This is a genomic window from Pseudoalteromonas sp. OFAV1 (assembly GCF_021532595.1).
Taxonomy (GTDB): domain Bacteria; phylum Pseudomonadota; class Gammaproteobacteria; order Enterobacterales; family Alteromonadaceae; genus Pseudoalteromonas; species Pseudoalteromonas lipolytica_C.
This window is the reverse complement of the sequence record NZ_JAKGBG010000026.1, coordinates 34,172-52,089: the sequence shown is the minus strand read 5'-3', so window position 1 is coordinate 52,089 and position 17,918 is coordinate 34,172. Positions and strand designations below refer to the sequence as shown.

17 protein-coding genes are annotated in these 17,918 nt (G+C 41.3%); 11 read left to right on the top strand and 6 right to left on the bottom strand.

Annotated features, from left to right (window positions below; genetic code table 11):
- Window positions 1-214 precede the first annotated feature (214 nt).
- On the top strand, window positions 215-871 hold the full coding sequence (locus L1267_RS14600; protein WP_135925979.1) for a Crp/Fnr family transcriptional regulator: 657 nt from the start codon (window positions 215-217) through the stop codon (window positions 869-871).
- Window positions 872-898: 27 nt separating this feature from the next.
- Here the strand turns inward: L1267_RS14600 and L1267_RS14595 are convergent, their stop codons facing one another.
- Both L1267_RS14595 and pepB read right to left on the bottom strand, forming a co-directional pair.
- Window positions 899-1,465 carry a phosphoribosyltransferase gene (locus L1267_RS14595; RefSeq protein WP_138558375.1) on the bottom strand — a complete coding sequence of 189 codons (567 nt, stop codon included), beginning with the start codon at window positions 1,463-1,465 and terminating at the stop codon, window positions 899-901.
- A 202-nt stretch (window positions 1,466-1,667) separates the two neighbouring features.
- Window positions 1,668-2,963, bottom strand: coding sequence for an aminopeptidase PepB (gene pepB, locus L1267_RS14590; protein WP_135925981.1), 1,296 nt, complete (start codon window positions 2,961-2,963; stop codon window positions 1,668-1,670).
- 149 nt (window positions 2,964-3,112) lie between these two features.
- On the opposite strand from pepB, the gene sfsA reads away from it, so the two are divergent.
- From sfsA to mdoH, 10 genes are all read left to right on the top strand, one after another.
- Window positions 3,113-3,832 carry a DNA/RNA nuclease SfsA gene (sfsA, locus tag L1267_RS14585; protein WP_235383263.1) on the top strand — a complete coding sequence of 240 codons (720 nt, stop codon included), beginning with the start codon at window positions 3,113-3,115 and terminating at the stop codon, window positions 3,830-3,832.
- Between the two features lie 240 nt (window positions 3,833-4,072).
- Window positions 4,073-4,516 (top strand): RNA polymerase-binding protein DksA, encoded by a 444-nt coding sequence (gene dksA, locus L1267_RS14580; protein WP_135925983.1) that lies wholly within the window; start codon window positions 4,073-4,075, stop codon window positions 4,514-4,516.
- A gap of 25 nt (window positions 4,517-4,541) precedes the next feature.
- Window positions 4,542-5,486, top strand: a complete 945-nt coding sequence (gluQRS, locus tag L1267_RS14575; protein ID WP_235383262.1) for a tRNA glutamyl-Q(34) synthetase GluQRS — start codon at window positions 4,542-4,544, stop codon at window positions 5,484-5,486.
- A 292-nt stretch (window positions 5,487-5,778) separates the two neighbouring features.
- Window positions 5,779-7,065, top strand: a complete 1,287-nt coding sequence (gene pcnB, locus L1267_RS14570) for a polynucleotide adenylyltransferase PcnB (protein ID WP_235383261.1) — start codon at window positions 5,779-5,781, stop codon at window positions 7,063-7,065.
- Between the two features lie 2 nt (window positions 7,066-7,067).
- Complete coding sequence (folK, locus tag L1267_RS14565) at window positions 7,068-7,556, top strand: 2-amino-4-hydroxy-6-hydroxymethyldihydropteridine diphosphokinase (protein ID WP_135925986.1); 489 nt, start codon at window positions 7,068-7,070, stop codon at window positions 7,554-7,556.
- Between the two features lie 29 nt (window positions 7,557-7,585).
- Window positions 7,586-8,380: a 3-methyl-2-oxobutanoate hydroxymethyltransferase gene (panB, locus tag L1267_RS14560; RefSeq protein WP_138558378.1), complete on the top strand. Its 795-nt coding sequence runs from the start codon at window positions 7,586-7,588 to the stop codon at window positions 8,378-8,380.
- Window positions 8,381-9,232, top strand: a complete 852-nt coding sequence (gene panC, locus L1267_RS14555; RefSeq protein WP_135925988.1) for a pantoate--beta-alanine ligase — start codon at window positions 8,381-8,383, stop codon at window positions 9,230-9,232. It abuts the gene before it with no gap.
- Between the two features lie 96 nt (window positions 9,233-9,328).
- A complete protein-coding gene (locus tag L1267_RS14550) occupies window positions 9,329-9,529 on the top strand; it encodes a hypothetical protein (protein ID WP_372799652.1) in 201 nt (66 codons plus the stop codon).
- A gap of 341 nt (window positions 9,530-9,870) precedes the next feature.
- Complete coding sequence (locus L1267_RS14545) at window positions 9,871-11,589, top strand: glucan biosynthesis protein (RefSeq protein WP_235383260.1); 1,719 nt, start codon at window positions 9,871-9,873, stop codon at window positions 11,587-11,589.
- Window positions 11,561-13,543 carry a glucans biosynthesis glucosyltransferase MdoH gene (gene mdoH / locus L1267_RS14540; protein WP_135925990.1) on the top strand — a complete coding sequence of 661 codons (1,983 nt, stop codon included), beginning with the start codon at window positions 11,561-11,563 and terminating at the stop codon, window positions 13,541-13,543. Before L1267_RS14545 ends, mdoH begins: the two co-directional genes overlap by 29 nt.
- A gap of 52 nt (window positions 13,544-13,595) precedes the next feature.
- Here the strand turns inward: mdoH and L1267_RS14535 are convergent, their stop codons facing one another.
- The 4 genes from L1267_RS14535 to L1267_RS14520 all read right to left on the bottom strand — a co-directional run bounded on the left by L1267_RS14535 (window position 13,596) and on the right by L1267_RS14520 (window position 17,829).
- Window positions 13,596-14,564 carry a PstS family phosphate ABC transporter substrate-binding protein gene (locus tag L1267_RS14535; protein WP_135925991.1) on the bottom strand — a complete coding sequence of 323 codons (969 nt, stop codon included), beginning with the start codon at window positions 14,562-14,564 and terminating at the stop codon, window positions 13,596-13,598.
- 91 nt (window positions 14,565-14,655) lie between these two features.
- A complete protein-coding gene (gene phoR / locus L1267_RS14530; protein WP_135925992.1) occupies window positions 14,656-15,987 on the bottom strand; it encodes a phosphate regulon sensor histidine kinase PhoR in 1,332 nt (443 codons plus the stop codon).
- 56 nt (window positions 15,988-16,043) lie between these two features.
- Window positions 16,044-16,733, bottom strand: a complete 690-nt coding sequence (gene phoB / locus L1267_RS14525; RefSeq protein ID WP_054551169.1) for a phosphate regulon transcriptional regulator PhoB — start codon at window positions 16,731-16,733, stop codon at window positions 16,044-16,046.
- A gap of 145 nt (window positions 16,734-16,878) precedes the next feature.
- Complete coding sequence (locus L1267_RS14520; RefSeq protein ID WP_135925993.1) at window positions 16,879-17,829, bottom strand: porin; 951 nt, start codon at window positions 17,827-17,829, stop codon at window positions 16,879-16,881.
- Window positions 17,830-17,918: the final 89 nt, after the last annotated feature.

Below are 17,918 nucleotides of genomic sequence, written 5' to 3'. Positions count from 1 at the left end.
ACTCAGTGCTACTTTGACAATAAATAAAAAAGCTAACCTACTAAAAACCTTGTAAAGCTTAAGAAATCATCTTAGCTTTAAAATCATTACACGGGAAATGAAGGTATCAGTAACGTGTATCACCTTACTAGTAAGTTAGCATAAATTCTTTGAATCTTAATGCTAGCGTCATTAAGATGTAATAAATAGGACAATTGTCCGAAGAGCGGCGTTAATGTTTCAATATCATTTTTCAAGCTACCTTGTTGACCAGCTACTGACATTTGCAGGCAGTAGTTTTCAGCAAGCTAAAAAAGAAGTGCTTATTCACCAAGATCAACCACTCAGTAAACTTGTTTTAGTGAGAAGTGGCACTGTATCGTTTAGCTATGATGTGGGTAATGGCCGTCGCCTTTTATTAGGTCAACTTGATTGCAACAACACCCTGATTGGTGAAATTGAAGCGCTCAATAACTTACCCTGTATTTACACAGTAACTTGCTTTAGTGATGTCAGTTATAACTTAATAGAACTAAAGCACTGGCGTTCACTACTGTTAGAAAAGCCTGAACTGAGCTTATATACAGCGCAAACTATTGCTGCAAAATTCCAAGAAAATCAAAAAATAAATTTAGATAAATTACTTTTACCACTTAGCTATAACATAGCTAAAGATTGTTTACTGAGAGCAGAAAATAACAATCCCACTCTGCTGCGTGCATATCCAACGGTTAATGCAGAAGCTGAGCGCTTTGCCACAACTGAAAGAGCTTATAGACGTGTAGTAACAGAACTTGTTGAAAAAGGCTTAGTACAACGCAGTAATCAAGGCCTGCAAGTTGTTGATATTGAAAAACTGAGTGATTATGTAGAGAGTTTTTCGCAGTTATGACAGCATAACTGCGAAGAAATACTTGGATTACTTTTCTAACAAAATATCGTGGATATTTTTTAAATCAGACTTACCTTCAATAATCTCATCCGGTGTTAATCCTGACAGCTCATGCGGGAATACTAGCCATTCATCAGACTCATGAATGTAATAATCAGGTACCATATCTACCTTTGAGTTCTTAGGCTTGTAGTAAGGACATGCAACGCGAATATCACGTGGTAAGTTCAAACGCATTAGCTCAGAAAGCTTTTCTTTCAATGCAAAAATACTGCGGCCAGAATCAAACACGTCATCAACGATTAATAATGAGTTGTCTGCATTGGCATTTTCAATGATGTAATGCAAACCGTGAACTTTGATTTCTTTTGATTGTTGGTTAATACCGTAATACGAAGAAGTACGAACCGCGATGTGATCAGTCTCAATGCCTTTGTAATCGTAATATTCTTGAACTGCGATACCGATTGGTGCGCCACCACGCCAAATACCAATGATGAAATCAGGACGGAAACCATCTTTATAAACTTGTGCCGCAACACGAAATGAATCTTCAAGAAGCTGCTGCGCTGTGATATAGCACTTATCTGACATAAATAGAGACCCCAGTGTGAATGATCATTCAAGTGTAGCTAATTTAATAAAAACTAACCACAGGATGAGAAAATGTGGGGCGGGATTTTATACTAATTTACTCAAAAAAGCTTGTATCAGTTTGTAAAATTACTCTTTAGATCAAAAAAGCGCCTTAACTTTAGGTAAAGTTAAGGCGCTTAATTAGCTACAAGGAAATTACTTATGCTTTTTCTAGTAACGTTCTTGCAACGGTACGCATACCTTGTGTTGTAGCGCCTGCAGCCCACTCGCTTGTGCTACCCATGTTAAATGCTGCAGCAAGGTCAATGTGCACCCAACCTTTGCCTTCATTTGGCACAAAGCGTGATAAGAAACCAGCCGCGTTAGAAGCACCACCGAAGCCCCCCCCTTTTTGAGGACGGCTATTTGCTGTATCTGCATATGGTGATGGGCAGTTTTGTTGATGCCACTTTTCAAGAGGTAGAGGCCAAGCCGCTTCCATTTCTTGCTCTGCAAATTCCTGTACGTCACGTACTAGCTCTTTATCAAGACCAAACAGTGCGTTGTACTCTTGACCAACAGCAACAAGTGCAGCGCCTGTTAGCGTTGCTGCATCAATAATTAATGGCGCGCCAGACTCACCCGCAGCCATTAAGCCATCAGCTAGTACTAAACGGCCTTCAGCGTCAGTATTAACGATTTCAACTGTGGTGCCATTTTTGTAAGTTAAGATATCACCAAGTTTGTAGGCATGACCTGAAATAAGGTTTTCTGCACAACATAAGAACAATTTAATACGCTTGTTGATACCACGGCTGATAGCAAGCGCTAAGCCTGCTGTTACTGTTGCAGCACCACCCATATCGCACTTCATGCCTAGCATGCCTTCACTTGGTTTGATTGAATAACCACCTGAGTCAAACGTAATACCTTTGCCCACTAAAGCTGCTGCAACTGGCGCATTTTCATCACCCGTTGGATTATAATCTAGTGCTAATAAAACTGGCGGACGCTCACTACCACGACCAACTGCATGGATACCAATCCATTGCTGCTCCAACAACGCATCGCCTTTGATGATTTGATAGCTTACATGCTCAGGCGCTAACGACTGAATAAACTCAGCCGCTTTACCAGCTAGGCTTTCAGGGAAGATATCATCGGCTGTGCCGTTGATCATTTGGCGAGCCCATGTAGCCGCTTGCTTTAATGAAGCTAGCTCTTTGCTGTCTGTTTTTGCGTTCTCAACAAATTCAATCGCATCTAAATTCTTTGGTGAAACGAAACCTTGGTAAAAGGCCCACTGTGTTTCTGTGCACCAAACGTCACCCACTAACGCGATGTTTTTTAAACCTTGATTAGCTAACGTGCGTGCTGCTTTTTGAACACTTTTAAGTGTATCATGCTCAGTTAAATGAACAGTTGCGCCTTGTTCAGTAAAAGAAAGAGTGGCTTTTTCGCCCCAATGTGCGGCAGCACTGTGCTCGCTAAGTTGAACTAAAAATTTTTCTGACATGTTAGAATACTCTTTGCGCTAGAAATTGTCGCTCGAGTTTACTACAGCACGCGTCAGTTCCCAACTGCTTGCGATAAATAGCCAATATCGACGTGGTTCAGTCCATGTATTGAATTACATACAAAAATTAAAAGCGATCCAATAACGCCATGAAATTTACGCCACCATTACAATCTGCCACTTTACTCAAGCGCTATAAGCGCTTCTTAGCTGATTTAAAAACGCCTTGTGGTCACGAGTTTACCGCTCACTGCGCTAACACTGGTAAAATGACTGGTTGTGCAGAACCCGGCTTTAACGCTTATTACTCAACGAGTGACAACACTAAACGTAAGTATCCCCACTCTTTACAATTAACTGAAAACACGTTTAATCAGCTTATCTGTGTCAATACCGCTATTGCCAATCAAGTTGTCCACGAGGCAGTGCAAAATGGGGTGATTAAAGAGCTTGCTGACTATCAAACCCTAAACTCAGAAGTAAAGTACGGCCAAGAAAATAGTCGTATCGATTTTTTATTAACAGATGAACACAAACCCCACTGCTACGTAGAAGTAAAATCAGTGACATTGCTTTCGCAAGCAGAACCAGAATCTGGACAAGGTTATTTTCCGGATGCAAAAACGGAGCGAGGCCAAAAACATCTTCGAGAGTTAATAGAGATGGCGCAGCAAGGGTATCGTGCAGTGCTATTTTTTGCCGTTTTACATGAAGGTATCAACCAAGTAAGTGCGGCTGCACATATCGATCCTAAATACGCTCAGCTTTTAACAGATGCAATAGAAAATGGTGTTGAAGTCATTGCTTACAAAGCAAAAATTTCTGCTGAAGAAATTAAACTGCAAGAAAAATGTGATTTTCTGAGCTAACCAACTCTTTTACTAAAATGACAATAAAAAACACGATTTAAGTTGTATTATTTTTTTTTGCCTATATAACTTAGCAAATTTATTAAAATTATGAGTAGTGGCTCTACTCATGGCAATTTATGCAATCAGGGGTCGAGGCATATAAATTAAGCTAAAATAAATTTGCCTCAATCTAATGATTCTGCTATTTATAGCCGCCGGCTAACGCTGGGCAAAATATTAAGGATTTAGGAGAAAGTTATGCCAGACCAAAAAAGACTAGGGTTATTGGCTCAGGCCGGGTTGGAACCATACCAAGAACAGCCAGGTGAAGAGTATATGAATGAAGCACAACGTGCTCATTTCAAAAAAATTTTAGAAGCTTGGCGTAATGATTTACGTAACGAAGTTGACCGCACTAAATCGCATATGCAAGACGAGGCAGCTAACTTTCCAGATCCAGTAGACCGTGCAGCACAAGAAGAAGAATTCTCATTAGAACTTCGTACTCGTGACCGTGAACGTAAACTGATCAAAAAGATTGAAAAAACGATTCAACTAATCAAAGAAGATGACTTTGGTTTTTGTGAATCATGTGGTATCGAAATTGGTATCCGCCGCTTAGAAGCGCGTCCTACAGCAGACTTATGTGTTGACTGTAAAACGCTTGCGGAAATTAAAGAAAAACAATCTGGACGCGGTTAATTACACCCATTTGCTTAATTAGCCCATGCCTACCACAGCCGTTAATACGCAAAAGCGTGAATATCGTGGCCGCTTTGCGCCATCCCCTTCGGGGCCATTGCACTTTGGTTCACTTATAGCGGCTGTGGGGAGCTTCCTTGATGCAAAAGCCAATCAAGGAAAATGGTTAGTACGCATTGAAGATATCGACACAACGCGTGTTGTAAATGGTGCTAGCGACGACATATTACACACCCTAGAGGCTTACGGCCTGCACTGGGATGAAAGCGTAATCTACCAAACCCAACGTCATGAACAGTACCAAGCTATTGTTGATGAACTCATTTCTCAAAACCTTGTTTATACATGCCATTGCACCCGTAAAGAAATTAAAGCTATCGGGGGCATTTACCAAGGTCATTGCCGACATAAAAATCATTCTTTAGCTGATTCAGCGCTGCGTTTAACCCAGCAATTTGCTACCAGCAACTATGATGATTTAATTCAAGGTGAGATCCATGTAGACAACCAGCTTGCACAAGAAGATTATCTAATTAAACGCAGTGATGGATTATTCGCCTATCAACTGGTTGTGGTTGTTGATGATATTGCACAAGGTATTTCTCATGTTGTTCGCGGCGCGGATCTACTTGAGCCCACAGCTAGGCAGCTAAGCTTATTTAAGCAACTTAATCAACCGGCTCCGCAGTATGCACATTTACCCCTTGCGGTTGCAAAACCGGGTTTTAAATTGTCAAAACAAAATTATGCGCCGGCCATTTCTAAAAAAGATCCTAAACCTGCACTGTTTGATGCCTTGCGCTTTTTAGGATTACAGCCTGAGGCATCCATCCTCTCGTTAAGCATTGAGCAAATGCTTGAGTGGGCAATTAAAACCTATCGTATGGAACTGGTTCCTAAGAGCCTAGAAATCCAAGTTAGTGAGGATCCTAACTCAGCTTTTTGTGACTTTCTTACTATTACAAAATAAATTGCCAATTTTAAAGGTAGAGTAACTTAATTTTTCAGCCACGCTGGTATATGATAGCGACCCAAAGTGTACGATTCATCAACACCTTGCTTTAGCGTCATATTAAACACTCCGTTATCGAGTCAATCTCTCATCGGCGAAGTAACAAACAAGCGCTATACTTGATGAGTCGCAGAGTCCGCGTCGTAGGAGACAGATTATTATTTCCAAGCTTTTTCAATTTTGTCGGCAGATTATTGGCCCAAATGCCACGACATCCAGTAATGCTGTACAAACGAGCGAGTTACCTTTGGTGATCGAGCGCAGTGAACATGGTATTTCACGCAAACAATTTAGCCCAAATGCAATCAAAGTATTATACCGCCTTAAAGAAGGTGGGTTTGATGCCTATCTAGTAGGTGGTTGTATTCGAGATATATTGTTAGGCCAGCAACCAAAAGATTTTGATGTTGTAACTAATGCAACGCCTGAGCAAATTAAAAAACTCTTTCGTAATTGTCGACTAATCGGCCGTCGCTTTCGCCTAGCGCATATTGTGTTTGGTCGCGAAATCATCGAAGTTGCTACCATGCGTGGTCACCATGAAGCGGATGAAAGTAAAAATCAAATAAGCCAATCAAGCGAACACGGGCAACTCCTGCGCGATAATGTCTACGGCAGTATTGAAGAAGATGCTGAACGCCGTGACTTTTCAATAAATGCACTGTACTACTCGATTAACGACTTTTGCATTTATGATTACGCTAACGGTATCAGCGCAATAAAAGCGAAGCAAATCGAGCTGATTGGCGACCCAGAAACCCGTTACCGTGAAGACCCTGTGCGTATGTTACGCGCGGTTAGGTTTGCAACAAAGTTGGGCATGAGCATAGCGCCTGCCACAGAAAAACCCATTAAAGGCCTTGCTAATTTACTAGATCATATTCCGCCAGCGCGTTTATTTGAAGAGTCACTTAAACTGTTCTTAAACGGCAAAGCAGAAGAAAACTATTTAATGCTCCGCCAATATGGGTTATTCAAAGCGCTCTTTCCTGCGCTTGATAAAATCTTAGATGCTAACCCAGATGGCATTGAGCATGCGTTTATTCTGCAAATGTTTAAAAACACAGATAAGCGTATTAATGCCGATAAAAAAGTCACTCCGGCCTTTATTTTTGCCGCTATATTGTGGTTTCCACTACTTAATATTGCGAAGAAACTACAACAGCGCGACCAACTGTCAGAATACGATGCATTTGCGCAAGCAATGAATAAAGTACTCAGTGAGAACGCGCAACATGTTGCAGTACCAAAACGCTTTACATTAGGTGCTCGTGATATTTGGCATATTCAGCAACGTCTTGATAAACGAGGTGGTCAGCGCGCCTACAGGCTAACGCAACAACCACGTTTTAAAGCAGCTTATGACTTCTTACTACTTCGAGTTCAAGCTGGTGAAGAGCAGCACGAAGAGCTGGCAACTTGGTGGACAACCTACCTAAGCCAAGACATCAACGGGCAAAAAGAAATGGTTAAAAACCTCGGCCATCAAGGTGGGCCGAAGCGTCGCCGCCGCCCTCGCAAGAAAAAAGCTGATTAAGTATGAACACGGTTTATTTAGGATTAGGCGCTAATTTAAATGCGCCACGTAAACAAATTCATGCAGCCGTTGAAGCGTTAAAAGCCTTAAAGGAAGTTGAGTTTGTCTGTGTCTCGCACGATTACGCAAGTAAACCTATGGGACCACAGGATCAACCTGACTATGTAAATGCCGTAGCCTGTGTTAAAACAGCATTACAACCTGAACAGCTACTTGATTTAACTCAAGCTATTGAACTTGAACATGGTCGAGTACGTAAAGAAGAACGCTGGGGTCCACGTACCCTTGATATAGATATTTTATTGTTCGCCAATGATGTGATCGACACCCCTCGCCTAACCGTGCCTCATTACGGCCTAACAGAGCGAGAATTTGTGGTGTATCCGCTACTTGAAATCGCGCCATCACTCATTTTACCGAACAATCAATCACTTGCTGATATAACAAAAACGTTGCCTTTAAACGGTTTACAACAACTCCCTCAGCAGTAATCAACCAAGGCAAAGCCTTAGAGGAAATTATGTCTAAAATCACCGTTTCAACTCTCAATAAAATGAAACAAGAACAACAAAAAATCACCGCATTAACAGCCTACGATGCCAGTTTTGCTAAATTGTTTCATGATAATGGCGTCGAGGTGATTTTAGTCGGTGACTCTTTAGGAATGGTATTGCAAGGTGGTGATGACACATTAGCAGTAACCAACAGTGAGATTGCTTATCATACACGCTGCGTACGTGCCGGTAGCCGTGAATTGTTTGTGATTGCTGACTTACCATTTATGACCTATGCCAACCCAACTGATGCGTGTAAAAATGCTGCAGAGCTAATGCGTGCAGGCGCTAATATGATCAAGCTTGAAGGCGGTGAGTGGCTGCACGACAGCATCAAGGCTATGACGCAACAAGGTATTCCAGTTTGCGGTCATTTGGGGTTAACGCCGCAATCTGTCCATGTTTTTGGTGGCTTTAAAATTCAAGGCCGCGAGCAGTCTCAAGCTGATAAAATGGTCAGTGATGCAAAAGCCCTTGAAGCAGCCGGCGCGCAACTTATCGTATTAGAATGCATACCAAGTGAGCTTGCTAAGCGTATTACTGATGAACTAAGCATTCCAACTATTGGTATTGGTGCTGGCAATCAAACTGATGGACAAATTTTAGTAATGCACGACTTAGTTGGCATTTCAGCAGGCTATATTCCTAAGTTCTCAAAAAACTTTTTATTAGAGACAGGCAATATGCCAGCAGCAGTGCAAAAGTATTGTGAAGATGTAAAAAGTGGTGCTTTCCCAAGTGCCGAACACGAGTTTAAATAAATGCAATCAATCACTGAAATCAAATCGTTACGCAGCCAAGTAAAAGCATGGCGTCAAGCAGGCCTGAGCATTGCGCTTGTGCCAACCATGGGCAATTTACATCAAGGCCACTTTTCACTTGTTGAAAAAGCCAAAACACTGGCTGATAAAGTCGTTGTAAGTATTTTTGTAAACCCGATGCAGTTCGGTGCCAATGAAGACCTTGATAGCTACCCACGTACGTTGAACGAAGACAAGCAAGGTTTAGCAGATCTTGGTACTGACATTGTGTTTACCCCTTCTGTTGAGACTATTTATCCGAATGGTTTAGGCGAACAAAGTTTTGTCGATGTACCGGGTGTGTCTATGGGTTACTGTGGTGGCTCACGTCCTGGTCACTTTAAAGGTGTTGCGACGGTTGTTACTAAGTTATTCAATTTGGTTCAACCTGACTTTGCTTGTTTTGGTGAAAAAGATTTTCAGCAGCTACAAGTCATTAAAACCATGACGCGCGATTTATCTATTCCAGTTGAAATTATTGGCGTACCTACTTGTCGCGAAATATCTGGGCTTGCCATGAGCTCTCGTAATGGCTATTTATCTGATGAGCAAAAAGACACCGCAAAAGTGCTGTTTGCCACGCTAAATAATACAGCAACAGCACTCAAACAAGGTAACGCAGACATCGCAACACTTGAGGCTGATGCAAAAACTCAGCTCGAAATGGCAGGACTAAAACCTGACTATTATTCGATTGCAGAGCGCTCAACACTAAAACCAGCCACCGCGGCTGATAAACAACTTGTTATTTTAGCTGCCGCCTATTTAGGTACAGTGCGTTTAATTGACAATTTACAAGTTGAGCTGGATTAAATAGCAACAATCTGGGTAAGATGGATTGCAAAGAATAGACATAAACTAGGGATAAGCATGAAAAAACTACCAGCAATTGCAGCAACATTGTTTGCTATGACATTACTGTCTGCCTGCTCAAACAAAATTGACAATCCAGAAATGCAGCAATGTGCTCAGCAAAACTATCAATGCGAAGCAAGCTGTGAACAACAAAGCACGGCTGATGGCTTAGTTCATAAAGTCTGTAGCAACAAGTGCATTGAAGCTTACAACCAATGTAAAGCCAATGCAGAAAAATTAGGTGAAGTTAAATAAGCTGATTTTTCGAGGCACTGAAAACACCTTCAGTGCCTGCACTCCCCTCCTCGATTACAATTTCGCTTTCACAATTAAGCCTATGGTAATTTTGTTCATATTTTTGTTCGTCCTTTAAGCTATTCATATTAGGGCAAGCTTTCGTTCATTAAACTTCTCCATATTGGTGACGAATAAACAACTGCAACCGTGTAATTGTTTCTCACTAATTTCAAATTTTTACCAACTCGCATTTACTGTACGAACTCAAAGCCATTGAGAATATTAGTTTTTATTATGGGTTCAGTAATTGCTAAGAGATATGAATGAATTAACGTGATTTACGGCTAAAGGAAAATTGAATGAGACCAGAAACCCGAACTAAGCTCTTCAGCGCTGTCAAAAAGAAGACCTTCTTGGGCGTATTATTAGCCATGAGTGCAGGTACTAGTTACGCTATTGAAGACCCAGACCAGCCAAAAGCGACTGAAACAGAACAAACAGCCGTCAAGGTTCAAGCTACCGAAAATGAAAAACAGCAAGTAAAGGATAATACTGCTGTTGAGCTTAAGCCTGCAATGATCACGATTCCTCAAGAAAAGCTATTTGAAGTCATCAAGGCTCGCGCAAAGAAATTAGCATCTGAACCGTATGTTGCACCAAAAGATTTAGAGCTTGAAGCATTAACAAGCATCGGCTATCAAGATTATCGTGCAATCCGTTTTCGTACTGATAAAGCAATTTGGAAAGATCAAAGCCTGTATGAAGTGCAGTTATTCCACCCAGGCTTTTTATACCGTTCACCGGTTGCTATTAATACTGTTGAGCAAAATGCTGAAGTAAAGAGTTTACCATTTAAAACAGATTACTATCGTTACGATGCAACCGCTGCACCATTAGAACAAGAGATCAGTAAAGCAATTGCCAATACACAACTTGGTCATGCAGGTTTCCGCTTGCATTTTCCACTCAATAATAATGAGTACAAAGACGAAGTTGCAGTATTCCAAGGTGCTTCTTATTTTCGTTTAGTAGGCCCGCATCAAGTATATGGTCTTTCAGCCCGCGGTCTTGCTATTGATACTGCCTTGAATTCAGGTGAAGAGTTCCCAGTGTTTAAAGAGTTTTGGTTAGTAAAACCAGCACCCGAAGATACCACTATCGTGCTTTATGCCCTATTAGACAGCCCATCAGTATCAGGTGCTTATCGCTTTGAATTAACACCTTCTACCAATACTGAAGTAAAAACCGAGATGCAGATCTTTGCTCGTAAAGACATTAAAAAACTTGGGATTGCCCCTTTAACAAGCATGTTCTATCACGGTGAAAACAGTACCAAGTTTTTTGATGATTACCGCCCAGAAGTGCATGACTCTGATGGTCTCTTGATGCAATCAGAACAAGGTCAATGGGTTTGGCGTGCACTGAATAACCCAAAAAAATTAAGCGTTACTTCGTTTAGCTACGATAATCCAAAAGGCTTTGGTTTAGCGCAACGAGACCGTGACTTTAATAACTACCTTGATACCGAGGCACATTACCATAATCGTCCGAGCATGTGGATTGAGCCACTTGGTGCGTGGGGTAAAGGACGCGTTGAGTTAGTTGAGATCCCAACAGATACAGAAACCAACGACAATATTGTTAGCTATTGGGTGCCAGAGCAGCCAATGAAAGCCGGTGACAACTTAAGCTTTAGTTACAAGCTTTCAACTTTCAATGCCACGCTTGCAACTCAAGATAAAGCGAGTGTGTTAAGAACCCGAATTGGTAGTGCTGCACTTCCGGGTGAGAAGAATCCGCCACCGAAAAGTCATCGTCAATTTACCGTAGATTTTAGTGGTGAAAACATCAATCAACTTTCAGCTAATTTTGCCATGATGGCCGATTTAACCCTGTCATCAGGTCAAGTGAGCGATAAAACTGTGCAGCAGTTACCAAATAATCAAGGATGGCGCGTAGCCTTTAAAGTGGCGCCAGAGGGAGATAAGCCTGTAGATATGCGCTTATCGTTAAAACTACGTGACAAAGAAATCAGCGAGGTATGGAGCTATGTCTGGTATCCAAACGACGTCCAATAGTAAAGCATTAGAAGCAACAGCAATGCCGTTCAAAAAAACACGCGCTTGGCTTTTTTCGAGCCTAGCGCTCACCATTACCGCCTATGGCGTGTGGATCATGTTCGATATTTTAAATTCTAACGGCATGACACCGCTTGAGTACGCTTTACTGGCATTATTTACAGTCACCTTCGCGTGGATTGTTACAGCCTTTTGTAGTGGCTGTATGGGCTTCATCCTGCAATTATTTCGTATTGACCCGTTGACCTTAAAACGTCAAAAACCAATCGAGATTGATCAGCATGCCTTAAGCCAAACTAAAACAGCCATTGTTATGCCTATCTACAATGAAGATACAGAACGTGTGATAGCTGGTTTTGAAGTTAGCCTTCGCTCGCTGGCAAAAACAGGGCAGATGCCACATTACGACTTTTACTTGCTTAGTGATACGCAAGACCCTGAAATTGCTCGTAATGAACTTAAAGCATGGAATGCACTCACTAAACGCTTAGGTGATTTAGCAAAGCATACCTTTTATCGTCGCCGTGAAGACAATAAACACCGTAAAGTAGGTAACTTAACCGACTTTTGTGAACGTTGGGGTAGCCAATACGATCACATGATTGTACTTGATGCCGATAGCATTATGACGGGTCAGTGTATGCTCGAGCTTACTGCTAGCATGATCAGTAATCCAAAATCAGGCTTAATCCAAACTATTCCAATTCCAGTTCGCCAAGACACGTTTTTTGGTCGCTTTTTACAGTTTGCCTCAATTTTATATAGCCCGATGCTAGCAACCGGTTCTGCTTTTTGGCAAACAAACCAAGCAAACTACTGGGGTCACAACGCCATTATTCGCGTTGAGGCATTCACTAAATGCTGCGGTCTGCCAGTTTTAAAAGGCAATGCCCCATTTGGTGGTGAGATTTTAAGTCATGACTTCGTCGAAGCTTCACTTCTTCATCGTAGTGGCTGGGATGTGTTACTGCTGAGCGATGTTGAAGGTAGTTACGAAGAAGTACCAAGTAATATTCTTGATTATGCGATTCGTGATAGACGTTGGGTGCAAGGTAATATCCAGCATTTAGGTTTATTGCCTAAATCTGGCCTTAAGCTAATGAGTAAAATGCACTTTTTATTTGGTGCCACAGCCTATATCTCATCGTTAATTTGGTTATCTATGCTGGCATTAAGTACCTTAGATGCGGTGACTCGTGCGCTGAATAGTGACGTGTATTTTAACCATGCTTATCAGCTTTTCCCTACTTGGCAAATTGCCAAAACAGATTTAATTGATTCGTTATTATTTATTACTGCCGTGCTGTTGTTACTGCCAAAATTAATGGGTGTTATTGTAACTTTGGTACACCGTAACAAAGCCTTTGGCGGCACCATGAAGCTTATTGCAGGTTCAGTCATCGAAACCATTTTTGCGATTGTGATTGCACCGCTAATGATGGTATTTCATAGCTATTTTGTAGTATGCGTATTTTTGGGTAAAAAAGTCAGTTGGGATGCACAGCCTCGTGAAGGCCGCATGGTGCCTTGGAAAGAAGCGATTGGTTATACGTTATTTTCGACTATTACCGCAATTATTTGGGGAGGCGTCGCTTACTACTTCACACCAACCTTCTTTTGGTGGTTATCACCTATTTTAGTGGGTCTTATTTTGGCTGCACCGATTGTACGCTACTCAAGTAGCATCGGCTTAGGTGTTAAAATGCGTAAAATGGGTTTATTTTTATGCCCAAGTGAAGTTGAAAACGATGATACTTTAGCGGCACTTCGTGTACACCAACAAGAAATTGGTTTACCAAAAGATGAACATGCTGACTTTAGTGTTCCTGCATTACCGAATGAATACCCTACGGTAATGCCAATTCAAAGCTTTAAGGCACCTTCGGGTAAAAAGCGTAAGCAAGTACGTATTGCTCAGCAACGTATTAAAGCCAAGCTCTTTGCCAAAAGCTAAACGAAAAAAAACCGCTCAATGAGCGGTTTTCTTAGCTATGTCTGTATGGTTGTTACAGAAGGCCTAGCTTTTTAAGTTCAGCCATTGCCATTTTGCCTGAAAGTGGCACATAACCATCTTTCTCAACAATTTTTTGACCATCTACAGATAACACCATTTTTAAGAACTCTGCATCAATTGGTGCAAGAGGCTTGTTAGGGTGCTTGTTCACGTAAACATATAAGAAACGAGATAGTGGGTATTTACCTGTTGCTACGTTTTCTAATGTTGCATCAACAAAGTTATCGCCTTTCTTAGCAAGTGGTACTGTACGTACACCTGATGTTTTATAACCGATACCTGAGTAACCAATCGCGTTCACTGACGAAGAGATTGACTGTACTACAGATGCAGAACCAGGCTGTTCGTTTACGTTATTACGGAAGTCACCTTTACAAAGTGCTTTTTTCTTAAAGTAACCGTAAGTACCCGATACTGAGTTACGACCGTAAAGCTGAATATCTTTTGCAGCCCAATCGCCTTCTAGACCAACATCGCTCCAACGGTTAACTTCTGCTTCAGCACCACATTTACGTGTAGAAGAGAAAATCGCGTCAACTTGGTCAATACGTAAACCTTTGATTGGATTGTCTTTGTGTACGAATACAGCAAGTGCATCGATTGCAACGCGTACTTCAGTTGGCTTATAGCCGTAACGTTTTTCGAATGCTTCAATTTCTTTTGACTTCATACGACGGCTCATAGGGCCGAAGTTTGCTGTACCTTCAGTTAATGCAGGTGGAGCCGTTGAAGAACCCGCTGCTTGAATTTGGATGTTCACGTTTGGATAGAAGCGTTTGTACTCTTCTGCCCAGAACGTCATCATGTTTGCAAGCGTGTCAGAACCTACAGATGAGAAGTTACCAGAGATACCACTTGTTTTTGTGTACTCAGGCATATCTTTATCTACTGCAGCTGCTTGTGCTGATACAAATGTTGTTACAGCCACACCCATTGCGGCAACGAGATTTTTGAATTTCATAGGGGTTACTCCGATTTGTTCGTCCCATTTCCTAACTGCGGTCTACTCTAATGACACTAGATGACAGTTAGATTACTCTAAAATGACATTTTTATGACTTTGCAGTTTTTTCAATTTTTTCTACTATCGATACGATTTTTTCATTACCAAATGCGAACGAAAAAGTTGAACCCTTTCCTAATTGACTGCGAATATCTAAACGGCTGTCATGACGTGTAAGTACATGTTTTGTAATAGCTAAACCTAAGCCAGAACCACCAGTAGTGCGGCTACGAGCCTTGTCTACACGATAAAAACGTTCCGTTAAGCGGTTTATGTGCTCTGCGGCAATGCCATCGCCATTATCGGTCACACTAAATAAAGCTTGGTCATTTTTACGCTGCCAATCAACCACGATTTTGCCGCCAGGCTTGGTGTAATGAATGGCATTAAAAACAAGGTTAGAAAAGGCACTACGCAATTCATCTTCAGCACCTTTTATATCGAGGCTGGCATCAATGTTAAAAATCAGTTCATGACCTTTATCTTGATTTAGTGACTGTGCCTCAGTTTGAATATAGGTAAGCAGCTGCGGTACATTGACAGGCTTGTCGTTATCTTGACGACGCGCCCCTTCAATCCGCGACAGCGACAGCAATTGATTAACCAAGCTGTCCATTCGCTTACATTGCTCGAGCATAGTCGTTTGCGCTTTGTGCCACATTGCAGGAGGTGGCAGGCTTTCTGAATCAAGCATTTCTAAGTAACCGGTTACCACCGTAAGCGGTGTTCTTAGCTCATGAGACACATTAGCCACAAAATCTTTTCGCATTTGTTCTAGTTGCTTTAAGCGCGTGACATCACGCACTACCATCATCAACTGCGAACTTGCATAAGGCATAACACGAAACTCTAGAGTTTGATCGTAGCTGTGGCCACCATCAAGCTCGAGCGGTTCATCGAAACAGGCTTTGTGCATATACTTAGCAAATTTGGGATCGCGAATAAGATTATCTAAGCGTTGCCCATGATCGGTCGGCCATTGTAGCCCTAACACTTTAAGTGCTAGCTGGTTACACCATATAATACTGAGATCTTTTTGTAGTACCACAACGGCATCAGGTACCGCTTCAGCACCATCTCGAAAACGGCGTATTAAATCTGCCAGTTCATTGCGTTTTTTACGGTTACGATGTTGTAAATGATAAATCCCTTCAAAGACTTGCTCCCACGCTCCCTCCCCTTCAGGTGGGTTAAAACTACGTTGATTAAGGAGCCAATCGCTGAGGCGATATAATTGATGATAATGCCAAATTAGAAGTGCAAAAGAGCCTAAAAATAAAAGCAAAAAAGGCGCACCTACAAGTACGCCAACTAATAACAAGGGTAAGAAATACATAAACAGGCGTTTTGCTAACGCCTGTTTATTCACTACTCGATACATACACTCACTTTACCTTAAGTATGTAAATTAGCTTGTTAAGGTCATTCCTATGACACTTATAATTTACTTGAAAAACGATAGCCTGCACCACGAACGGTTTGCACTAAACGGTCATGCCCCAATGGTGCAATCGCTTTACGTAGACGACGAATATGCACATCAACAGTACGGTCTTCTACGTATACATTTGTTCCCCATACATGATCAAGTAATTGTTCACGGCTGTAAACACGTTCAGGATGAGTCATGAAAAAATGCAGTAGTCTAAATTCTGTTGGTCCCATATCTAATTCACTACCTTCTGATGTTACACGGTGTGAAATTGGGTCAAGGCGTAAACCATGAACTTCAATAGCTTCTTCTAATGAAGTAGGTGAAACACGGCGAATAACCGCTTTAATACGCGCCATTAATTCTTTTGGTGAGAAAGGTTTTGTTACGTAGTCATCAGCACCTACTTCTAATCCGCGCACTTTATCTTCTTCTTCACCGCGCGCTGTCAGCATTATGATAGGGATTTGACGAGTATATTCATTTTGCTTGAACTTTTTAGCGATTTGGATTCCGCTACCACCAGGTAACATCCAATCTAATAAAACCATATCTGGGTATGGCTCAACCATCGCTTCAATAGCAGAGTCATAATCTTCTGCTTCAATTGCTTGAAAACCATTTTGTTCTAAAACAAAAACCAGCATCTCTCTGATAGGCGCTTCGTCATCGACGACTAGTACTTTACGTGACATTCCAATTTATCTCTTACGTTAGCGAACTGGTTTCATTATTATGACTAAGTATGACATTTTTATGAAAGTCTAACGAGTAATTCAAAAACTTCAAAAAAATCAGCGTAAAAATAAGCAATTTTAAGGAAAAAACAGCCTTTTCAGGCTAAAAATCATACCTTAAAGTGACTGCTAAATGATCTTCATCAGAATTATTATCTAGTGAAAATTGCGTATACCACATATACATACGTGCTTGTTTTGACAGGCTTCGCTCCACACCGACTGAGGTACCACTGCCTGAATCTTTGAGCTTGCCAAAGTCACCATCAGAGTCTTGATATTGTGCGAGTAATTTATATTTATCAATTTTATAAGAGGCACTGACTAAAAAGCCATCTTCTTTGTTTGAACCCGATACTTTTTCACTTTGTTGATACATACCGCCTAAGGTTAGCTCACCTAATTTACCTTGCGCAGTAAACCGTGTTGTATCGTAACCTGCTACTTTACTGTCGTGGGCAACACTTACAAAATAAGGCGCTTTTTTAAGCTTGCTATCACCATATGTTATCGCTGCAGAAATACCTGTTTCATCATTTTGTTTGGAGTTATCTTCAGCAATATAGGTCACTACAAACTGCATATTACCAACTATTGGTGAGTTATAATGCAGCACATCACCAAGACGGTTTTCACCATTAAACAAAGCCTTAATATCACCATTAAAGTCATTCATTAAATCAACTTTGCCTTGTGCGACCTTCAACGCAGTATCATGACGGCCTATCACAATTTGCCCATAACTGCCTTGTAAACCTACATATTGATTACGTGCGGTAATATTCTCTTCAGTTTTACCATCGCTGTCTTGATCAGCGGCATTAACCGCAAATTCAAATTTATATACGGCTTTTAAACCATCACTTATATCACCACTACCTTTGATCCCCATTCGTGAGTTGTAGCTCTCTATGGAAGTTTCACTGCCATTTCCAGTGTCGCTGTTAGCAATCCCTAAATGAGCCCGTCCATATACATCTACTGCTTCGGCAGCACTATGAAAGGAAATAAAGCACATAGCAAAGCTCGACAACATCATGGCAGGTTTTTTCATGGTAGCGATCCTTAATTTAAGCAGTAACTTAAAAATCGAACATAAAGGGCTTTTGGTCAAGGCAAGGAGAGGATATTTCAAATAAAAAT

What these genes read in the sequence shown, in the direction of transcription:
- L1267_RS14600 (WP_135925979.1), top strand. Translation starts at nt 215, where the DNA reads ATGTTTCAATATCATTTTTCAAGCTACCTTGTTGACCAGCTACTGACA.
- L1267_RS14595 (WP_138558375.1), bottom strand. Translation starts at nt 1,465, where the DNA reads ATGTCAGATAAGTGCTATATCACAGCGCAGCAGCTTCTTGAAGATTCA.
- pepB (WP_135925981.1), bottom strand. Translation starts at nt 2,963, where the DNA reads ATGTCAGAAAAATTTTTAGTTCAACTTAGCGAGCACAGTGCTGCCGCA.
- sfsA (WP_235383263.1), top strand. Translation starts at nt 3,113, where the DNA reads ATGAAATTTACGCCACCATTACAATCTGCCACTTTACTCAAGCGCTAT.
- dksA (WP_135925983.1), top strand. Translation starts at nt 4,073, where the DNA reads ATGCCAGACCAAAAAAGACTAGGGTTATTGGCTCAGGCCGGGTTGGAA.
- gluQRS (WP_235383262.1), top strand. Translation starts at nt 4,542, where the DNA reads ATGCCTACCACAGCCGTTAATACGCAAAAGCGTGAATATCGTGGCCGC.
- folK (WP_135925986.1), top strand. Translation starts at nt 7,068, where the DNA reads ATGAACACGGTTTATTTAGGATTAGGCGCTAATTTAAATGCGCCACGT.
- panB (WP_138558378.1), top strand. Translation starts at nt 7,586, where the DNA reads ATGTCTAAAATCACCGTTTCAACTCTCAATAAAATGAAACAAGAACAA.
- panC (WP_135925988.1), top strand. Translation starts at nt 8,381, where the DNA reads ATGCAATCAATCACTGAAATCAAATCGTTACGCAGCCAAGTAAAAGCA.
- L1267_RS14550 (WP_372799652.1), top strand. Translation starts at nt 9,329, where the DNA reads ATGACATTACTGTCTGCCTGCTCAAACAAAATTGACAATCCAGAAATG.
- L1267_RS14545 (WP_235383260.1), top strand. Translation starts at nt 9,871, where the DNA reads ATGAGACCAGAAACCCGAACTAAGCTCTTCAGCGCTGTCAAAAAGAAG.
- mdoH (WP_135925990.1), top strand. Translation starts at nt 11,561, where the DNA reads ATGTCTGGTATCCAAACGACGTCCAATAGTAAAGCATTAGAAGCAACA.
- L1267_RS14535 (WP_135925991.1), bottom strand. Translation starts at nt 14,564, where the DNA reads ATGAAATTCAAAAATCTCGTTGCCGCAATGGGTGTGGCTGTAACAACA.
- phoR (WP_135925992.1), bottom strand. Translation starts at nt 15,987, where the DNA reads ATGTATCGAGTAGTGAATAAACAGGCGTTAGCAAAACGCCTGTTTATG.
- phoB (WP_054551169.1), bottom strand. Translation starts at nt 16,733, where the DNA reads ATGTCACGTAAAGTACTAGTCGTCGATGACGAAGCGCCTATCAGAGAG.
- L1267_RS14520 (WP_135925993.1), bottom strand. Translation starts at nt 17,829, where the DNA reads ATGAAAAAACCTGCCATGATGTTGTCGAGCTTTGCTATGTGCTTTATT.